The sequence below is a fragment of the Burkholderia sp. 8Y genome, assembly GCF_902506145.1.
Taxonomy (GTDB): Bacteria; Pseudomonadota; Gammaproteobacteria; order Burkholderiales; family Burkholderiaceae; genus Caballeronia.
Window position 1 is genome coordinate 1,968,761 of sequence record NZ_LR733520.1, and the last position, 17,487, is coordinate 1,986,247.

A 17,487-nucleotide genomic window follows, 5' to 3' on the forward strand; every position below is an offset into this window, starting at 1 on the left:
GAACGCGTCGTAAGGATCAGCGCAATTGCACCTTGCCGCCGAGCGTCAACGCGCGCACGGCGGCATCGCCCACGGAGGCGCCGAAGCGCCGCACCACGCGCGCGCTGATGCTTTCCTTCTGCGTGTAATCGACGATATCCGGCTGCTTGATGATCTCGCGCGCCACGTAGTTCGCGTCACCGAAGCCGTCCGCAAGGCCGAGCTGCACGCTTTTCTCGCCAGTCCAGAACATGCCGGAGAAGAGGTCCGGATCGTCCTTCAGACGCTTGCCGCGACCCTGCTTCACCGCATCGATGAACTGCGTGTGAATTTCGTCGAGCATCGCCTGTGCGTGCGCGGTCATCTGCGGCGTTTCGGGCGAAAACGGATCGAACGCGCCCTTGTTCGCGCCCGACGTGTGCATGCGGCGCTGGATGCCGAGCTTGTCCATCAGGCCGGTGAAGCCGAAACCGTCCATCAGCACGCCGATCGACCCGACAATGCTCGCGCGATCCACATAAATTCGATCGGCCGCCGCCGCGACGTAATAGCCGCCCGACGCGCACATGTCGTCGACGACCACGTACAGCGGCGTCTTCGGATATTTCGCGCGCAGCCGGCGAATCTCGCGATTGATGATGCCCGCCTGCACCGGACTGCCGCCCGGACTATTGATGCGCAGAATCACGCCGGCGGTGCCGTCGTCTTCGAACGCACTTTCCAGCGCGCCGTCGATGTTGTCGGCGCTGGCGTCGCCGTTCGCCGAGATTTCGCCCTGGAGGTCGATCAGCGCCGTGTGCTTGCCGGATTTGGCGACGTGATCGCCGGTGAAATCGAACACGCCCCACGCGATCAGCGCGAGCACCGCAAGGAAGACGAAGCGAAAGAAGATGCGCCAGCGGCGCGCGGCGCGTTGCTCGCGAATGGCGGCCAGCGCGACACGTTCGAGCGCGTCGCGCTCCCAGTTGTCGTTGCCGTGCGGGTTGGGCGAAAGGTTATCGGACATGCGTGATCTTCCGGGCGTGCAGCCGCGTCAAGGGATAGAAAGGGGAAATCAGGCGGGCCGAAGCGCGTCGTCGGGCAGCCAGAAGACCGCGCGGCCTTCCGGCGTCTCGCGCTCCTCGACCGCGACAGGCCGAAGCCGCGCGCCGCGGCACGGGCCGCCGACGCACTTGCCGGTGTCCGGCTCGTAGATCGCGCCGTGCGTCGCGCACATCAAGTATAGGCCCGAGCTTTCGAAGAACTGGCCCGCGGCCCAGTCGAGTTCCATCGGCACGTGCGCGCAGCGGTTCAGATAGCCGTACGGCTTGCCGTCGTAGCGGACGAAGAACACGACCGCCTCGCCGCCCGCGTCCTGCGCGTCGAGCCGGACGCCCGCGCCGCCGTCGACGAGTTCGTCCGACGCACAGACGCGCACCGCTTCCCGTGTCGGCTCGCTCATGCGTGTTCCCTGAGCCAGCCGGCGAGCGACGCGACGCTATCCGCGCAGAAACGCGGCTGCAACGCGGTGAGCGAATTCGCCGGATGCGCGCCGTACGCGACGCCCACGCCCGCCGCGCCCGCGTTGATCGCCATTTGCAGGTCGTGCGTGGTGTCGCCGATCATCAGCGTGCGGGACAAGTCCTGCCCCAGTTCGCGCGTAAGTTCCTGAAGCATCGCGGGATGCGGCTTCGAGAAGGTTTCGTCGGCGCAGCGCGTGCCGTCGAAAAGGCTCGTCAACCGCGACTGATCGAGCGCCCGGTTCAGCCCGACGCGGCTCTTGCCCGTCGCGACCGCCAAAAAATAGCCCTCGTCGCGCAATTCCTGAAGCAGTTCGCGCACACCGGCGAAAAGTTCGGTCTGCTGACCCATCGTCAGAAAATGGAAGCGATACCGCTCCGCGAGGCGCGGATAGTCCTTCGAATCGAGCGTCGGCGCGCAGATTTGCAGCGCGTCCTTCAGGCCGAGGCCGATCACGTAACTCGCGGATTCGTCGGCGGGAACGGGCAGGCCGAGATCGCGGCAGGCAGCCTGAATGCTCCGCGTGATATGGACGGTCGAGTCCATCAGTGTGCCGTCCCAGTCGAAAACGATCAGATCGAATTGCTGCCGCGCCATTTATGTCTCTCGGTTTTTGAGTTGTTCGATGAAGCGCCTGCACTCGGCTGGCAGCGGCGCTTCGAACTGCAGCGGCGCGCCCGTCGCGGGATGCGTGATTTTTAGTCGATATGCGTGCAAAAACATGCGCTTGAGCGAAGGCATCGCCTTCGGGCGCGCGAGTTCCTTGTTCAGCGCGAAGTCGCCGTATTTGGCGTCGCCCGCAATCGGCAGGCCGATGCTTTGCATGTGGACGCGAATCTGGTGCGTGCGGCCGGTCTTGAGTTCGGCTTCGACCCACGCGTAGTCCGGCCAGCGTTCGATCAGATTGAACACCGTATGCGACGCGAGCCCGTTTTCCTGAATACGCACGCGCCGCTCGCCGTCCGCCGCCACATATTTGTGCAGCGGCGCCTTGACGATGCGCCGCCGGCCCCAGTCGTTCTGCCAGTCGCCGTGGCCGAGCGCGTAATACCGCTTGTCGACGCGGTTCTCGCGAATTTGCTCGTGCAGATTCACGAGCGCAGCGCGCTTTTTCGCGAGCATGAGCACGCCCGACGTTTCCCGGTCCAGCCGATGCACCAGTTCCAGAAACTTCGCCTGCGGCCGCGCATTGCGCAACTGCTCGATGACGCCGAACGCCACGCCGCTGCCGCCGTGCACCGCGACGCCCGAGGGTTTGTCGATGACGATCAGGTGGTCGTCCTCGAAAATGATCGGGAATTCGGCGGCGGGCGCGTTCGACGACACGGGCGCTTCGTCGGCTTGCGCGGTGCGAATGGGCGGCACGCGCACGAGATCGCCCAGTTCCAGCCGGTACGCGGCGTCGATGCGGCCCTTGTTCACCCGCACTTCGCCGCTGCGGAGAATCCGGTAAATATGGCTTTTCGGCACGCCCTTGCAGACGCGCAACAGGAAATTGTCGATGCGCTGCCCGGCAGCGGTTTCATCGACTTCGATCATCGACGTGCGCTCGCTTGCAACTTGTTTATGGGATGTTTTGCCTAACTCATTCATTCTGAATATAATTTGCGAGCAGCCTGAAAAGGCCGGACTCGACTCAGTTACCCATGAGGAGCTACGGCGCGATTCATCAGACTGTACAGGTGCAAGCGATAAACCGTTATTTTACTTGCGCCCAGGGCCGGTTGCTCGCCCGGAAAATCGAGCAACGAGTTGCACGCACGGCGAGATCACCGGCAGGGACGGAGCCCACAGGCGCGTTCGGTCGGGTCGATCGCCGATCGGTAACGGATTTTTGGTCAAAAAGAATTTCATCGGCGAGAACCGACGGCGTCCGGCGTTAAACCGGCCGCCCGCCCGATTCAGCCCTGCCATCGAGCGAGGGTTAAGAGGGCACATCGAGGCTCGCCGATTTGCGAACAACGGCGACGCATCTCGCTGCTGCGCTGATTCCTGCGAAGCGCGAGACGCGAAAAAAACGCCGCAACGAGGCGAGACACGGCAAGCAGGCGGGAGCACGTAGCCCGCTGCTGCCGGCGCGGCCCGTCCGCGATAACGAAGATCGGTAACGAAGCATCGCGCCGGTTCGCGCGACACCGCTCTTCCTTTCGCGGACGCCGTCGGGAGGGAAAGGCTCTGTTGAAAGAGCGCAGTGGCTTCGGCGCGTCCATTTTGAGACGCGGAAAGCCCCGCGCCGCCGTTCGTCCTTGCCACGGGCCGCATCGCCTCTGCGCGCTGCCGTTGTCGCATGTGCCCCATGGCCCGGCCGCCGCGTTCGTCGGCCCTAAGCCAGCTTTCGGCAATTCTCCCGCCTAGAATCCGCTCCGGCGTGCTTTTGTGACAACACAAAAAGCGTGGCACGCCCACCCTCCCGCTTCGCGCGCCGATGTTCGAATCCGCGCCGATTCGCCAGACGAGGAAGGGTCAAAGCCGCTCTGGAGCCGTTCAATGAAACGCATGCTGTTCAATGCGACGCAGCAAGAAGAACTGCGCGTCGCCATCGTCGATGGCCAGAAGCTCATCGACATCGACATCGAAACCGCCGGGCGCGAACAGCGCAAAGGCAACATCTACAAGGGAGTCGTCACCCGCATCGAGCCGTCGCTCGAAGCCTGCTTCGTCAACTACGGCGAAGACCGCCACGGCTTTTTGCCGTTCAAGGAAGTCGCCCGCCAGTATTTCCGCGACGGCGTCGAGATGCGCTCCGCGCGCATTCAAGACGCGCTCCGCGAAGGCCAGGAACTCATCGTTCAGGTCGAAAAGGAAGAGCGCGGCAACAAGGGCGCGGCGCTGACCACGTTCATTTCGCTGGCCGGCCGCTATCTCGTCCTGATGCCGAACAATCCGCGCGGCGGCGGCGTGTCGCGCCGGATCGAAGGCGACGAGCGGCAGGAACTGCGCGAAACCATGGCGCAGCTCGAATTGCCGGAAGGCATGAGCATCATCGCGCGCACGGCGGGTATCGGCCGTTCGGCGGAAGAGCTCCAGTGGGACCTGAACTACCTGATGCAACTGTGGCGCGCGATCGAAGCCGCGTCGCAGAGCGGCGTCGCTGGCCAGCCGATGCTCATCTATCTCGAATCGAGCCTCGTCATCCGCGCGATTCGCGACTACTTCCAGCCGGATATCGGCGAAATTCTCATCGATACGACCGAAATCCATGATCAGGCGCGCGCCTTCATGGATATCGTGATGCCCGACAACCTGCAAAAGGTGAAGCGGTATCACGACGACGTGCCGCTCTTCTCGCGCTTCCAGATCGAGCATCAGATCGAGACGGCGTACTCGCGCACGGTGCCGCTGCCCTCGGGCGGCGCGATCGTGATCGACCACACCGAGGCGCTCGTCGCCATCGACGTGAACTCGGCGCGCGCCACCAAGGGCGCGGATATCGAGGAAACCGCGACGCGCACCAATCTCGAAGCCGCCGACGAAGTCGCACGCCAGCTTCGTCTGCGCGATCTGGGCGGCCTGATCGTGATCGACTTCATCGACATGGAGTCGGCCAAAAGCCAGCGCGAAGTCGAGCAGCGTCTGAAAGACGCGCTCAAGCACGACCGTGCCCGCGTGCAAATGGGCAAGATCTCGCGCTTCGGTTTGATGGAACTGTCGCGTCAGCGTCTGCGTCCGGCGCTGTCGGAAGGCAGCCACGTGACCTGCCCGCGCTGTAACGGCACGGGCCATATCCGCGATACCGAATCGTCCGCGCTGCAAGTGCTGCGGATCATTCAGGAAGAAGCGATGAAGGAAAACACCGCGGCAATTCATTGCCAGGTGCCGGTCGAAGTCACCGCCTTCCTGCTGAACGAAAAACGCTCGGAAATCAACAAGATCGAGTCGCGCTTCAAGGTCAACGTCGTTCTGATTCCGAACAAGCATCTGGAGACGCCGCATTACAAGCTGGAACGTCTGCGCCACGATGACGCGCGTCTGGACGAACCGCGCGCCTCGTGGAAGATGGCCGTCGAAGCGGCGAGCGAACTGGAATCCGAAACCGGCTACAGCAAGCGCGCCGAGGAAGTGAAGCCGAAGCAGGAAGCGGCGGTCAAGGGCATCACGCCCGAGAAGCCGGCGCCGAGCGCGCCGGTGAAGCCCGCGCCCGTCGAGGCCGCGCCTGCCCCGGCTCCGGTGGCCGTGCCGGCGAGCGGCGGTTTCATCGCGTGGATCAAGAATCTGTTTGGCATTCAGCCGGAAGTGAAGCCGGCGCCGGCGCCCGTCGAAGCGCAACCGGCGGCGCGTCCGCAGCGCGAGCGCACCGAGCGCGGCGAACGCGCGGGCGGCGGCGACCGCAACCGCAATCGTCGCGGTGGCGCGGGCCGTGAAGGCGCGGCCGCCAACGGCGCGGCGCTCGGCGGCAACGGGGCGGGCCGTCAGCCTGCGCGTCGGGAAGATCGCGAAGCGCGTGGCACACGTGAAGGCCGTGAGCCGCGTGAGGGACGCGAAGGACGCGAAGGCCGCGAACTGCGTGAAGCACGGGAACCGCGCGAGGCACGTGAGCCGCGTGAAGCACGTGAGCCGCGCGAGACCCGCGAAGCGCGCGAGCCGCGCGAGCCGCGTGAGACGCGCGAGGCACGGGAGCCGCGTGAACCGCGCGATCGCGGTCAGGAGCGTGGCGCCGAGCGTGCGCCGCGTCCGGAAGCCGCCGAGCGTCAGGAACGCCGCGAGCGTCCGGATAGGGTCGAGCGTGCCGAACGCGCTGATCGCGGCGAACGCGCCGACCGCGGCGAACGCGCGGAACGGACGGAGCGTGCGGAACGCCCCGAGCGCGCGGAGCGCGGCGAGCGCCGCAAGCCGCAGCCGGAAGCCGCCGTCGAGGCATTGACGCAAGGTGAAACGGTGGCATCGGAAATTGCGGATACCACGCCGCTCGATGCCGATGTGCCGCAGCAAGACATCGACGCCCTCTCCGCCGATCAGGCCGCAGCCGCACGCGAAGGCGAAGAGCGCCGCCGCCGCCGTCGTGGCCGCCGTGGCGGCCGTCGCGATCGCGATGAGGAAGGCATGACCGTCAACCACGCCGCCGATGTCGCGGAAGCCGAAGGCGCAGCGGAAAGCACGTCGGCGCAGGCCGGTGTCTTCGACGCCGAAGCCGCGCAGGAAGCCGCCGCGCGCCGCGAAACGCGCCCGGGCGCCGTCGAAGCCGAGCCGGTCGCGGAACGCCGCGAAGCGAAGCCACAGGAAGCCGCGCCGGTGGCCGTGCAAGCCGCGCCCGCGCAGCCTCTGGAAGCCGCGCCAGCCGAGCCGTCGGAAGCCAAGGAAGAAGTGAAGGTCGAAGCGAAGGTCGAAGCGAAGGCGGATGCCCAGCCCGCGCCCGATATCTTCGCGAAGCCCGCTGCGGCGCCGGCCGTCGAGAACCCGTTCGGGTCGTCGCCGAAGGTTGCGGAAACGAAGCCTGCCGATCCGTTCGCGCCGGTGGTTGCGCACGAGCCGAAGCCTGCCGAAGCCGCGACTACCAGCGAAACGGTAGCGGAAGCCGCTGAAATCTCCGAGCCGGTGAAAACCGCCGCGATCGCTTCGACGCCGGCTGCAACCGCCGTCGAGCCGATTCAGACGGAAGCCGCGCCGGTCGCGAAGCCCGAAGTGACGACGCAGCCGTCGGCCCCGGTCGTTTCGGAGCTGGTGAAGCCTGCCGCGACGCGACCGACGCCCGCTGCATCGTCTACGGGAACGGAAGGCTTGAAGCCGATGCTCGACACCGCCGGCCTCGTCTGGGTGAACACGGACGCCGACAAGCTGCGCGCGGCCGACGCCGCCGCCGCACAGGAACCCGCGCCGGTTCGCGTGCCGCGCGAGCGCAAGCCGCTTCCGCCGGTCGACGCCGCGCCGATGCAGCAGGTGGAAACCGGCAAGAGCGCGCATTGACCGGATCGCGCGGCGCCCAAGGGCCGCGCAACGAAGTCTGCCAAACGCCATCGACGCCAAGTCGATGGCGTTTTTCTTTTGGCACTAGTGGAAAGCCCGGTCCGCCGAGCCTTGTCATGGCCGGCCGGACTGGCGCGCTTCCGCTAAAATGGGCTGATTGCCTATCCGACCGAAGCCCTGAGCAGCCATGTCCCGACGCATCATCCCGTTAGCCGATGTCAGCGCGATTCCGGATTTTGCCGGCGCCGCCGCAGCGCCATCCGGCTTGCTGACGGACACGCTCGCGCGTCCCCTGCGCGACTTGCGCATTTCGGTCACGGATCGCTGCAACTTCCGCTGCGTCTACTGCATGCCGCGCGACGTCTTCGACAAGGACTATCCGTTTCTGCCGCATTCCGCGCTGCTGTCGTTCGAGGAAATCGAGCGGCTCGCACGCGTGTTCGTCGCGCACGGCGTCGAGAAAATCCGGCTGACGGGCGGCGAGCCGCTCCTGCGAAAGAACATCGAATTCCTGATCGACCGGCTCGCGCAGTTGCGCACGCCGCAGGGCCGGCCGCTCGACATCACGCTCACGACGAACGGTTCGCTGCTCGCGCGCAAGGCTCAGTCGTTGAGGGACGCGGGGCTGTCGCGCGTCACGGTCAGTCTCGATGCGCTCGACGACGCCCTCTTTCGCCGCATGAACGACGCGGACTTCGCTGTCGGCGATGTGCTCGACGGCATCGCGGCCGCGCAAGCGGCCGGCCTCGCGCCGATCAAGGTGAACATGGTCGTCAAACGCGGCACGAACGATCAGGAAATCGTGCCGATGGCGCGTCACTTCAAAGACAGCGGCGTCGTTCTGCGGTTCATCGAATACATGGATGTCGGCGCGTCCAACGGCTGGAACATGGGCGAAGTGCTGCCGTCCGCGCAGGTGGTCGAGCGCATCGCGGCGCACTTCCCGCTCGCGCCGCTCGAAGCGCACACCGCCGCCGAAACCGCGCAACGTTGGGGTTATCGCGACGGAGGCGGCGAAATCGGCGTGATTTCGAGCGTGACGCGCGCCTTCTGCGGCTCGTGCACGCGCGCCCGGCTGTCGACCGAAGGCAAGCTGTATCTGTGCCTCTTCGCGAGCGCAGGGCACGACCTGCGCGCCCTCATTCGCGGCGGCGCGAGCGATGAAGACGTGGCCACGGCCATCGCCCGCATCTGGGAAGCGCGCGGCGACCGGTACTCGCAGTTGCGCGGCAGCGCGTCGGCGGAAGCGCGCAAAGACGGCCCGCGCGTCGAGATGTCGTACATCGGCGGTTGAGCGGACCGCTCCGTGACAGCACCAGCCCGCGCCGCTTCGGCCTCGAACGTGACCGGACTCGTGCTCGCGGGCGGGCGCGGTTCGCGCATGGGCGGCGTCGACAAGGGCATGCAGCCGTTTCTCGGCGAACCGCTCGCGCTCCATGTGCTACGCCGCGTCGCGCCGCAAGCGAGCGACATGCTGATCAGCGCGAACCGCAATGTCGAAGCCTATGCACGGCTCGCCGCGCCGTTCGGCGCGCGGGTGATCGCAGACGCGCTCGGCGACTACCCCGGCCCGCTCGCGGGCATCGCGGCGGCGTTGCGCGCAGCGCAGACGGAATTCGTGCTGCTTGCACCGTGCGACGCGCCGTTCGTCGATGAACGGCTCGGCGCGCTGCTCGGCGAAGCACTCGACGCCGAACACGCCGACATCGCCTATGCCGCGACGATCGAACCGGCTGGCGAACGCATCGCGCATCCGGTTTTCGCGCTCCTGCGCACGTCGCTCGCCGACGATCTCGACACCCGGCTCGCGTCCGGCGAGCGCAAGGTCCGCGCGTGGTACGCGCACCACAAGGCGGTGCAAGTGCCATTTCACGATGATCGCGCGTTTTACAATATCAATGATTTACGCCAGCTAGCCGAGCTGGAACGCCGCTAGCCGGCATCCGCGCTCGCCCAGCGTAGCGCCAGCTCACCGGCAGGCTTTCGTCACGCGGTCTCTGCCGCTTCCTCGCGCGCCGCACGTCGCGCCCACCCCTGTCCATGACCACGTTGAAGCCACTGTCCGGTTGCGTCGCTCACTATGATCCGAACGCGTTGCCCGTCGAGGCGGCGCAGGAAATCGTGCGCCAGTGGGCCATGCCGCACGGGCAGGCGCAGCGCGTGGAGCGCGTCGGCCTTTTCGATGCGCTGAACCGCGTGCTCGCCGAGGACGTCATCTCGCCCATCGACGTGCCCGCGTTCGACAATTCCGCCATGGACGGCTATGCGTTCTCCGGCGCGGCGCTGTCGTCGGTCCTCACGTCGGCCGGGCAGTCCTTGACGCTGAACGTCGCGGGCGCCGCGCTCGCCGGACGGCCGTTCGCCGGTCAGCCGGGCGCGGGCCAATGCGTACGCATCATGACCGGCGCGCTGATGCCGCAAGGTTGCGACACGGTCGTGCCGCAAGAACTCGTCACCCGCGAAGGCGAAGCCATTCGTTTCTCCGCCGACGCCCTCCGCGCAGGTCAGAACCGGCGGCTCGCGGGCGAAGATCTCGCGCGCGGAAAACCCGCGTTGCGCGCCGGCCGCGTCGTGCGGGCGTCGGATCTCGGCTTGCTGGCGTCGCTCGGCATCGCGGGAGTGAACGTGCGAAAACAACTCGTCGTCGCGTTCTTCTCGACGGGCGATGAACTGCGCTCCGTCGGCGAACCGCTGACGCCCGGCACGCTCTACGACAGCAATCGCTACACGCTTTTCGCTATGCTGCGCCGGCTCGGCGTCGAGACCGTCGATCTGGGCATCGTCCGCGACGATCGCGCGTCGCTCGACAAGGCGCTGCGCGAGGCGACGGAAGCGGCGGATGTGGTCATCAGTTCCGGCGGCGTGTCCGTGGGCGACGCCGACTTCACGCGCGAACTGATGAACTCGCTCGGGGATGTCGCGTTCTGGAAAATTGCCATGCGCCCCGGGCGGCCGCTCGCGTTCGGCCGGCTGTGGTCCGGTCCGCGTGCGGGCACGGGCAAGTCCGCGCTCTTCTTCGGCTTGCCGGGCAATCCAGTCGCGGTCATGGCGACCTTCTATTTCATCGTGCGCGAGGCGCTCATGGCGATGTCGGGCGCGACGCGGCAGGCACCGACCGTCATCAACGCGCGTTGCGCCGAGCCGATCAAAAAGCGCGCGGGCCGCACGGAATTCCAGCGCGGTATCGCCATGCGCGACGCCGCCGGGCGGTGGAGCGTCGTCACGACCGGCCCGCAAGGCTCGGGCGTGCTGAGCTCGATGAGCGAGGCGAACTGTTTCATCCTGCTGGAACACGACCGCGCGGATATCGACGCGGGCGACGAAGTGAACATCGTGCCGTTCGACGGCCTCATTTGACAGCTAACAGCGAACCCATCATGCACGAAGCCGCGGCGACCCACATTCCAACTATCGATAGACGGGGTTCTTCTCCCATGAAAAAGCAGATCTCATCCATCGCACCGGGACAGACGGCCAAGGCGCTGATCCTCGTGTATCTGACCTTCAGCGTGCCGATCGTGCTGCTCGGCGTGGTCGTCGCGTTCGTGCGCTACGGCTCGGTCGAAGTGAGCACGGTCACGAGCGCGCTGCTGCTGAACGCGATTCTCGGCTTCGTGCTGCTGTGGATTGCGTGCCACGCTTATAACTGGGTGGCGTCGCGCTTTGGCGGCATTGAAATCGTGCTGTCCGACGCGCCGGAAGAAGCATGAGCGCCGCGTCCGTTCGCCCGGCCGCGCCCGCTGATATCGGCGCCATCTTCGGCCTGATGCTCGAACTCGCGGAGTTCGAAAAGCTCACGCATCTTTTCATCGCGACGCAAGACGGCCTGCGCGACGCGCTCTTCGGCGCGCGCCCCGCGGCTGAGGCGCTCGTCGCGGAGCAGGCAGGCGAAGTCGTCGGCTACGCGCTCTTTTTCCACAACTTCTCGACGTTCCTCGGCAAGCGCGGTCTTTATCTGGAAGACCTCTACGTGCGCCCCGCGCTGCGCGGCAGCGGCGTCGGCACGATGATGCTGAAGCAACTCGCCGCGCTCGCCGTCGAGCGTGAGTGCGGACGCTTCGAGTGGTCGGTGCTGGACTGGAACCAGAACGCCATCGACTTCTACGAGAAGATGGGCGCGACCGTCCTGCCGGACTGGCGCGTGGTGCGCGTCACCGGCGATTCGCTCGACCGTCTCGCGAACGGCGCGCGCTGAGCGCGGTTCACGGTTCGTCGTCGCTCTCGGGCGACGATAAGTCCCCGAGCACGCCCGCCGCCTTTTCGTGCGGCAGCGCCTCCACCTCGCGCAGGCGCTTGCCCATCTGACGCGTGCGCGTCTGCGCCGCTTCGATCGACCGCGTGACGGTTTCCAGTTGCGCCTTCGTTCGCGCGAGCACGTCGCCGAACTTGCCGAATTCCGTCTTCACCGCGCCGAGCACCTGCCACACTTCGCTCGACCGCTTCTCGATGGCAAGCGTCCGGAACCCCATTTGCAGACTGTTGAGCAGCGCGGTCAACGTCGTCGGACCGGCCACGCTCACGCGATACTCGCGTTGCAGGAAGTCGCTCAGGCCGGGACGACGCAGCACTTCCGCGTACAAGCCTTCGGTCGGCAGAAACAGCAACGCGAAGTCCGTCGTATGAGGCGGCGCGACGTACTTCTGCGCAATGGCCCGCGCCTCGGCGCGCAAGCGGCCTTCGAGCGCACGCGACGCATCTTCCACCGCGACTAGATCGGCGCGCTCCTGGGCGTCGATGAGACGCTCGTAGTCCTCACGTGGAAACTTGGCGTCGATGGGCAGCCACACGGGCGTCGCGACATCGCTCGATGAACCGGCGACACCCGGCGCGTCGTGCCGCCCCGGCAGCTTGATCGCGAACTCGACGCGTTCGTTGCTGTTCGGCACGGTCGCGACGTTCTTCGCGTACTGATCGGGCGTGAGCAACTGCTCCAGCAGCGATTCGAGCTGCACTTCGCCCCAGATGCCGCGCGTCTTGACGTTGGTCAGCACTTTTTTCAGATCGCCGACGCCCGCAGCCAGCGACTGCATCTCGCCCAGCCCGCGATGCACCTGCTCCAGCCTCTCGGACACGAGCCTGAACGATTCGCCCAGCCGCTGCTCCAGCGTCGCGTGAAGTTTTTCGTCGACGGTGCGGCGCATTTCCTCGAGCTTCGCCGCGTTGTTCGCTTCGATGTCCTTGAGACGCGCTTCCAGCGTCGCGCGCACTTCCGTCAGGCGCCGATCGTTGGCTTCGGACAGTTGCCCGAGATGCAGCGTCATGGAATCGGCGAAACGCTTGAGCGCGTTGCCCTGCTCCTCGCGCGCATCCTGGCTTTGCTGCGCGAGTTGCTGGGCGAGCGCGTCGAACTGCGCGTTCTGCACGCTCGACGTGCTCGCCAGTTGCGTCGCGAGCGTCTGGTGAAACTGCGCGAAGCCGCTCTGCGATTCCATGCGCGACACGCGCGCGTGTTCCGCGATATCGCCGCGCAGCCCTCGTTCGAGCCGCTCTTGCGCGCGTCCGTGCGCTTCGCCCATGTCGTTCACGCGATCGGTCAGGGCGGCGAACTCCTCGTCGATATCGACGTTCGCAGCGCGCCGCATGGCCGCGGCGAGCGCGATCAGCGCGATGACCAGCGCGACCGCCACCAACGCGAGCGCGCCGTACAGCCATTCGATCATGAGCCGAGCACGTTAGGGTTGATCGGATTCGGCGGATTGCCCGCGCGCGGGCCTTCGTCCAACGCGGCGATCAGATTGTCCGCAGCGAGATTCGCCATCGCGCGACGCGTCGTTTCGGTCGCGCTCGCAATATGCGGCGTGAGCACGACGTTGTCCAGCGCCAGGAAATCGGGATTCAGGTTCGGCTCGCCCTCGAACACGTCGATGCCCGCTGCCGCGATGCGCTTTTCGCGCAGGGCTTCGATCAACGCCGCGTCATCGACGATTCCGCCACGCGCGATGTTCGTCAGCGTGGCCGTCGGCTTCATCAGCGCAAGCTCAGCCGCGCCGATCGTGTGATGGCTTTCCTTCGAATACGGCAGCACGAGCACGACGTGATCCGCGCGCTTGAGCAAATCATCCTTCGACGCGTATTCCGCATTGAGTTGCGCTTCGATTTCCGGCGCGACGCGCGAGCGATTGTGATAGATCACGCGCATGTCGAAGCCGCGCGCCCGCCGCGCGAGCGCCTGCCCGATGCGTCCCATGCCGATCACGCCCAGCGTCGAGCCGTACACATCGACGCCGAGAAACGAATCGAACGACCACTTCTGCCACTTGCCCGCGCGCAGAAAGTGCTCCGACTCGGTGACGCGGCGCGCTGCCGCCATCATCAACGCCCAGCCGAAATCGGCGGTGCTTTCGTTCAGCACGTGCGGCGTGTTGGTGCCGAGCACCTTGTGCGCGTCGAACGCCTGCATGTCGAAGTTGTTATAGCCGACCGCCATGTTGGCGACCACTTTCAGCTTCGGCGCGCCCGCCAGTTCGTTCTCGCCGACCATCTCGCCCGCCGTGAACGCGCCGTCCTTGTCGGCGAGACGGCGCGCGAATTCGTCTTGCGGCATCACGTCGCCCAGGTTCACGTCGACTTCGAAATACTGTTTCAGGCGCTCGATCACGTCGGGAAACGTCGGGCGAGCCACAAGCACTTTCTTCATCGCATGCTCCTAGAAAAATAGCCAGCCGGTGACGGCGAAAAGCGGCAACAGCACGACGCACGACCAGCCGATATAGCCGAAAAAACCGGGCATGCGCACGCCGCGCGATTCCGCGATTGCCTTCACCATGAAATTCGGCGCGTTGCCGATGTACGAGTTCGCGCCCATGAACACCGCGCCCGCCGAAATCGCCGCGAGCGTCGTGGCGCCCGTGGTCATGAGCGTCTGCGCGTCGCCGCCGGCGAGATTGAAGAACACCAGATAGGTCGGCGCATTGTCGAGGAACGAGGACAACAGCCCGGTCGTCCAGAAATAGGCGATATCGACAGGCTTGCCGTTCGCGTCCGATACCGCGCGGACGATGCCCGCGAACGCGCCCGCCTTGCCCACGCGCAGAATGATGATGACCGGGGCGATGGTCACGAAGATCGCCGCGAAGAGTTTGGCGACTTCGACGATGGGCGCCCAGTCGAACGCGTTGCCCGCACGGGCCGCCTTGGGCGTCAGCACGAGCGAGGCCAGCAACACGACGACGAGCGCGCCGTCCCGCAGGACGTTCTGCAACGCGACATGCGTGCCGAACACGTCGAATTCGACGCCCGGCTTCCACACGCCGCTCATCAGCACGAGCGCGACGATGACCGCGAGCAACACGAAATTGATCTTGCCGTCGATGCCGAGACTGGGCGTGTCCGGCGTCGGATCGAGAAACGGCCGCCGCGATTCTTCCTTGTGCCGCCAGTAATAGCTGTCGAGCGCGTAGAACAGCGCGAGCAGCACGGCGCAGATGAAGAGCATCGGCAGCGCGAGATGCAGCGTGGTCCAGAAAAAACCGACGCCGTTCAGAAAGCCGAGAAAGAGCGGCGGATCGCCGAGCGGCGACAGCGAGCCGCCCGCGTTCGCCACGAGAAAAATGAAGAACACCACGACATGCACGGCATGCTTGCGATTGTCGTTGGCGCGCAAGAGCGGGCGGATGAGCAGCATGGCCGCGCCCGTCGTTCCCATGATGCTGGCGAGCGCAGTGCCGAGCGCGAGCAGCGCGGTATTGACGCGCGCCGAGCCGTGCAGATTGCCGCGCACGCAGATGCCGCCCGCCACGGTATAGAGCGCCGCAAGCAGAACGATGAACGGCACGTACTCTTCGAGCATCGCGTGGACGAGCACGCCGAACGCCGTGCCGATGCCGAACGCCAGCGCGAAGGGCGCAAGGAACGCCAGCGCCCACGCCGCCGCGATCTTGCCGAAATGGTGATGCCACACTTTGCTGGCGACGAGCGGAAACACCGCAATGGACAGCAGAATGCCGATGAACGGAATGCCCCACGCCGCCGACAAGGACGCGCCGTCGAGCGTGGCAGCCGAAGCATTGGACATCGCAAAGAGCGATAGCAGAAAGCCAGAAACGAAACGCGGCACTGTCCTTACGCTCCCCGCACGATGATGGCGTGTACGCGATACGGACCGTGTGCGCCGAGCACGATGGTCTGCTCGATGTCGCCGGTGCGGGACGGCCCCGACACGAAGTTCACGGCGCGCGGGAGTTCGCCCCGCTCCTGCCGCATCAGCGCGAAGGCGTCCTCATGGGCCGCGACGATGCGCGATGCCGGGACGATGGCGATATGCGTCTGCGGCAACAGCGCGCCGGACGCGGGCGTTTCGGGCCCCGACAGCAGCACGATGGAGCCGGTCTCGGCAGCCGCGCAAAAGCAGCCGGTGATGCCGACGAGGTCCGCGTCCACCGGCTTGCGCAGCGACGCCGCAATGCCCGCTTGCGCCCACGGCAAACCGCCGAGCGCGGGCCACGCGACGACATCGCGGGAAAGATCGAGCGCGTGGAGATAGCGCGCGGCTTCGGCGGGGGCATCGGCGAGCGTCTCGACTTCGGCGACGCTCGTCGAAAGACGTTCGGCCTCCAGACGAAAACGCGCGATCAGTTCGTCCCGCGTGGCGGGAAGCGGTGGACGCGGGCCAGCGGGATGCCGCGCCAGATATTCTTCGGCGGCGGCGCGCTCGGCGTCTGTCGGCGCGCCTCGCCTGCCCTGCGCGTTTCGAATGCGCGCGAGAATGTTGCGGCGCGCGGCCGATGTGTCCATGGTGCCGTCCTCGTGGATGCAAGCGTGGGAACGTCGCGGCGGATTATCCGCGACGTGAAGCTGAAAGTGATTATATCGACCGGTCCGCGCGCGCGAACCTCAGCCGAACGGCATAGGCCGCGTGACGTGTCAGCTTTCCTCGACCGGCTGCTCGATGCCGAACACCTGACGCAGGTACGCGAGATACGCCTTGTCGTCGCACATGTTCTTGCCGGGCGAATCGGAGAGTTTCGCCACCGGCTGCCCGTTGCAGCGGACCATCTTGATTACGATCTGCAGCGGCTGATAACCGAGATCGTTCGTGAGATTCGTGCCGACGCCGAACGCGAGCTGACAGCGGCCACGGAAACGCTCGTAGAGTTGCAGCACTTTGGGAATGTCGAGCGCGTCGGAAAAGACGAGCACCTTCGTGCGCGGATCGCAGCGGTTTTCTTCGTAATGCTTGATGAGACGCTCACCCCAGTCGAAGGGATCGCCCGAATCGTGGCGCGCGCCGTCGAAAAGCTTGCAGAAATACATGTCGAAGTCGCGCAGGAACGCTTTCATGCCGTAGACGTCCGACAGCGCGATGCCGAGATCGCCCCGATATTCCTTCGCCCACATCTCGAAGCCGAAAATCTGCGAATCGCGCAGGCGGGGGCCGAGCGCCTGACACGCCTGCAAATACTCGTGCGCCATCGTGCCGAGCGGCCGCAGACCGTGCTTCATCGCGTAGAACACGTTGCTCGTGCCCGCGAACTGTTCGCCGAGCCGCTCCTTGAGCGTCAGCACGACTTCCTCGTGCCACTGCTTCGAGAAGCGGCGGCGCGTGCCGTAGTCGGCGATCTTGCAATCGGAATATTCGGGCGGCGTGGCGAGCAGCTTGATCTTGTCGCGCAGACGCTCGCGCCCGGTTTCGTACTCCGGCTGACGCTGCGTGTTGCGAAAGTAGACCTCGTTGACGATGGCGAGCATCGGGATTTCGAACAGGATCGTATGCAGCCACGGGCCTTCGATCAGAATGTCGATCTCGCCATTGTTCTTCGGCGACGGTGAAATCCGAATGGACTTCTCGTTCAGATGGAAAAGCGCGAGGAAGTCGATGAAATCGCTCTTCATGAAGCGCATGCGCCGTAGATAGTCGAGCTCTTCTTCACGGAAGCGCAAGTTGCAAAGCTGGCGCACTTCGTCGCGGATCTCGTCGATGTACGGCACGAGATCGACATTCGGCGTGCGGCAGCGGAAGCGATACTCCGCGTGCGCAGCCGGGAAGTGATGCAGCACGACCTGCATCATCGTGAACTTGTAGAGGTCGGTATCGAGCAGCGAATTGATGATCATGGTTTGACTGGAACATCGAGCGATGAGACCGCGCGCCGTCTTGCTGCGGCGTGC

The 17,487-nt window shown here is 65.7% G+C and carries 15 protein-coding genes; 6 read left to right on the forward strand and 9 right to left on the reverse strand.

Annotated elements, in window-relative coordinates:
- Positions 1-16: 16 nt before the first annotated feature.
- The 4 genes from GV035_RS19805 to GV035_RS19820 are packed head-to-tail and all read right to left on the reverse strand — an operon-like array spanning position 17 to position 3,072.
- Complete coding sequence (locus tag GV035_RS19805) at positions 17-985, reverse strand: S49 family peptidase (protein ID WP_159836670.1); 969 nt, start codon at positions 983-985, stop codon at positions 17-19.
- A gap of 48 nt (positions 986-1,033) precedes the next feature.
- Complete coding sequence (locus tag GV035_RS19810; protein WP_159836671.1) at positions 1,034-1,420, reverse strand: Rieske (2Fe-2S) protein; 387 nt, start codon at positions 1,418-1,420, stop codon at positions 1,034-1,036.
- The gene (locus tag GV035_RS19815) at positions 1,417-2,076 is read right to left on the reverse strand and encodes an HAD-IA family hydrolase (RefSeq protein ID WP_159836672.1); all 660 of its coding nucleotides are present in this window, start codon (positions 2,074-2,076) and stop codon (positions 1,417-1,419) included. Before GV035_RS19815 ends, GV035_RS19810 begins: the two co-directional genes overlap by 4 nt.
- A complete protein-coding gene (locus GV035_RS19820) occupies positions 2,077-3,072 on the reverse strand; it encodes an RluA family pseudouridine synthase (protein ID WP_159836673.1) in 996 nt (331 codons plus the stop codon).
- Positions 3,073-3,966: 894 nt separating this feature from the next.
- Between GV035_RS19820 and GV035_RS19825 the strand changes: the two genes are divergently transcribed.
- The 6 genes from GV035_RS19825 to GV035_RS19850 all read left to right on the forward strand — a co-directional run bounded on the left by GV035_RS19825 (position 3,967) and on the right by GV035_RS19850 (position 11,575).
- A complete protein-coding gene (locus tag GV035_RS19825; protein ID WP_159836674.1) occupies positions 3,967-7,380 on the forward strand; it encodes an Rne/Rng family ribonuclease in 3,414 nt (1,137 codons plus the stop codon).
- Positions 7,381-7,567: 187 nt separating this feature from the next.
- Complete coding sequence (gene moaA / locus GV035_RS19830) at positions 7,568-8,674, forward strand: GTP 3',8-cyclase MoaA (RefSeq protein ID WP_159836675.1); 1,107 nt, start codon at positions 7,568-7,570, stop codon at positions 8,672-8,674.
- 87 nt (positions 8,675-8,761) lie between these two features.
- Complete coding sequence (gene mobA / locus GV035_RS19835) at positions 8,762-9,316, forward strand: molybdenum cofactor guanylyltransferase MobA (RefSeq protein ID WP_236572756.1); 555 nt, start codon at positions 8,762-8,764, stop codon at positions 9,314-9,316.
- 104 nt (positions 9,317-9,420) lie between these two features.
- Complete coding sequence (gene moeA, locus GV035_RS19840) at positions 9,421-10,737, forward strand: molybdopterin molybdotransferase MoeA (protein ID WP_159836677.1); 1,317 nt, start codon at positions 9,421-9,423, stop codon at positions 10,735-10,737.
- Between the two features lie 77 nt (positions 10,738-10,814).
- Positions 10,815-11,090: a hypothetical protein gene (locus tag GV035_RS19845; protein ID WP_049655276.1), complete on the forward strand. Its 276-nt coding sequence runs from the start codon at positions 10,815-10,817 to the stop codon at positions 11,088-11,090.
- The gene (locus GV035_RS19850) at positions 11,087-11,575 is read left to right on the forward strand and encodes a GNAT family N-acetyltransferase (protein WP_159836678.1); all 489 of its coding nucleotides are present in this window, start codon (positions 11,087-11,089) and stop codon (positions 11,573-11,575) included. The genes GV035_RS19845 and GV035_RS19850 overlap by 4 nt, the downstream gene beginning before the upstream one ends.
- 7 nt (positions 11,576-11,582) lie before the next feature.
- Here the strand turns inward: GV035_RS19850 and GV035_RS19855 are convergent, their stop codons facing one another.
- The 5 genes from GV035_RS19855 to pncB all read right to left on the reverse strand — a co-directional run bounded on the left by GV035_RS19855 (position 11,583) and on the right by pncB (position 17,433).
- Positions 11,583-13,040: a DNA recombination protein RmuC gene (locus tag GV035_RS19855; protein WP_159836679.1), complete on the reverse strand. Its 1,458-nt coding sequence runs from the start codon at positions 13,038-13,040 to the stop codon at positions 11,583-11,585.
- Complete coding sequence (locus GV035_RS19860; RefSeq protein ID WP_159836680.1) at positions 13,037-14,017, reverse strand: 2-hydroxyacid dehydrogenase; 981 nt, start codon at positions 14,015-14,017, stop codon at positions 13,037-13,039. Before GV035_RS19860 ends, GV035_RS19855 begins: the two co-directional genes overlap by 4 nt.
- Positions 14,018-14,026: 9 nt before the next feature.
- Positions 14,027-15,394 carry a sodium:proton antiporter gene (locus GV035_RS19865; RefSeq protein ID WP_159836681.1) on the reverse strand — a complete coding sequence of 456 codons (1,368 nt, stop codon included), beginning with the start codon at positions 15,392-15,394 and terminating at the stop codon, positions 14,027-14,029.
- Between the two features lie 47 nt (positions 15,395-15,441).
- On the reverse strand, positions 15,442-16,113 hold the full coding sequence (locus GV035_RS19870; protein WP_159836682.1) for a LutC/YkgG family protein: 672 nt from the start codon (positions 16,111-16,113) through the stop codon (positions 15,442-15,444).
- A gap of 129 nt (positions 16,114-16,242) precedes the next feature.
- Positions 16,243-17,433 (reverse strand): nicotinate phosphoribosyltransferase, encoded by a 1,191-nt coding sequence (pncB, locus tag GV035_RS19875; RefSeq protein WP_159836683.1) that lies wholly within the window; start codon positions 17,431-17,433, stop codon positions 16,243-16,245.
- Positions 17,434-17,487 lie beyond the last annotated feature (54 nt).

Bases quoted from the DNA above. Each gene is read 5' to 3' on its own strand.
- GV035_RS19805 (WP_159836670.1), bottom strand. From the start codon at position 985: ATGTCCGATAACCTTTCGCCCAACCCGCACGGCAACGACAACTGGGAG.
- GV035_RS19825 (WP_159836674.1), top strand. From the start codon at position 3,967: ATGAAACGCATGCTGTTCAATGCGACGCAGCAAGAAGAACTGCGCGTC.
- GV035_RS19820 (WP_159836673.1), bottom strand. From the start codon at position 3,072: ATGAATGAGTTAGGCAAAACATCCCATAAACAAGTTGCAAGCGAGCGC.
- moaA (WP_159836675.1), top strand. From the start codon at position 7,568: ATGTCCCGACGCATCATCCCGTTAGCCGATGTCAGCGCGATTCCGGAT.
- GV035_RS19850 (WP_159836678.1), top strand. From the start codon at position 11,087: ATGAGCGCCGCGTCCGTTCGCCCGGCCGCGCCCGCTGATATCGGCGCC.
- GV035_RS19810 (WP_159836671.1), bottom strand. From the start codon at position 1,420: ATGAGCGAGCCGACACGGGAAGCGGTGCGCGTCTGTGCGTCGGACGAA.
- moeA (WP_159836677.1), top strand. From the start codon at position 9,421: ATGACCACGTTGAAGCCACTGTCCGGTTGCGTCGCTCACTATGATCCG.
- GV035_RS19860 (WP_159836680.1), bottom strand. From the start codon at position 14,017: ATGAAGAAAGTGCTTGTGGCTCGCCCGACGTTTCCCGACGTGATCGAG.
- GV035_RS19845 (WP_049655276.1), top strand. From the start codon at position 10,815: ATGAAAAAGCAGATCTCATCCATCGCACCGGGACAGACGGCCAAGGCG.
- GV035_RS19865 (WP_159836681.1), bottom strand. From the start codon at position 15,394: ATGTCCAATGCTTCGGCTGCCACGCTCGACGGCGCGTCCTTGTCGGCG.
- GV035_RS19870 (WP_159836682.1), bottom strand. From the start codon at position 16,113: ATGGACACATCGGCCGCGCGCCGCAACATTCTCGCGCGCATTCGAAAC.
- GV035_RS19855 (WP_159836679.1), bottom strand. From the start codon at position 13,040: ATGATCGAATGGCTGTACGGCGCGCTCGCGTTGGTGGCGGTCGCGCTG.
- pncB (WP_159836683.1), bottom strand. From the start codon at position 17,433: ATGATCATCAATTCGCTGCTCGATACCGACCTCTACAAGTTCACGATG.
- mobA (WP_236572756.1), top strand. From the start codon at position 8,762: ATGGGCGGCGTCGACAAGGGCATGCAGCCGTTTCTCGGCGAACCGCTC.
- GV035_RS19815 (WP_159836672.1), bottom strand. From the start codon at position 2,076: ATGGCGCGGCAGCAATTCGATCTGATCGTTTTCGACTGGGACGGCACA.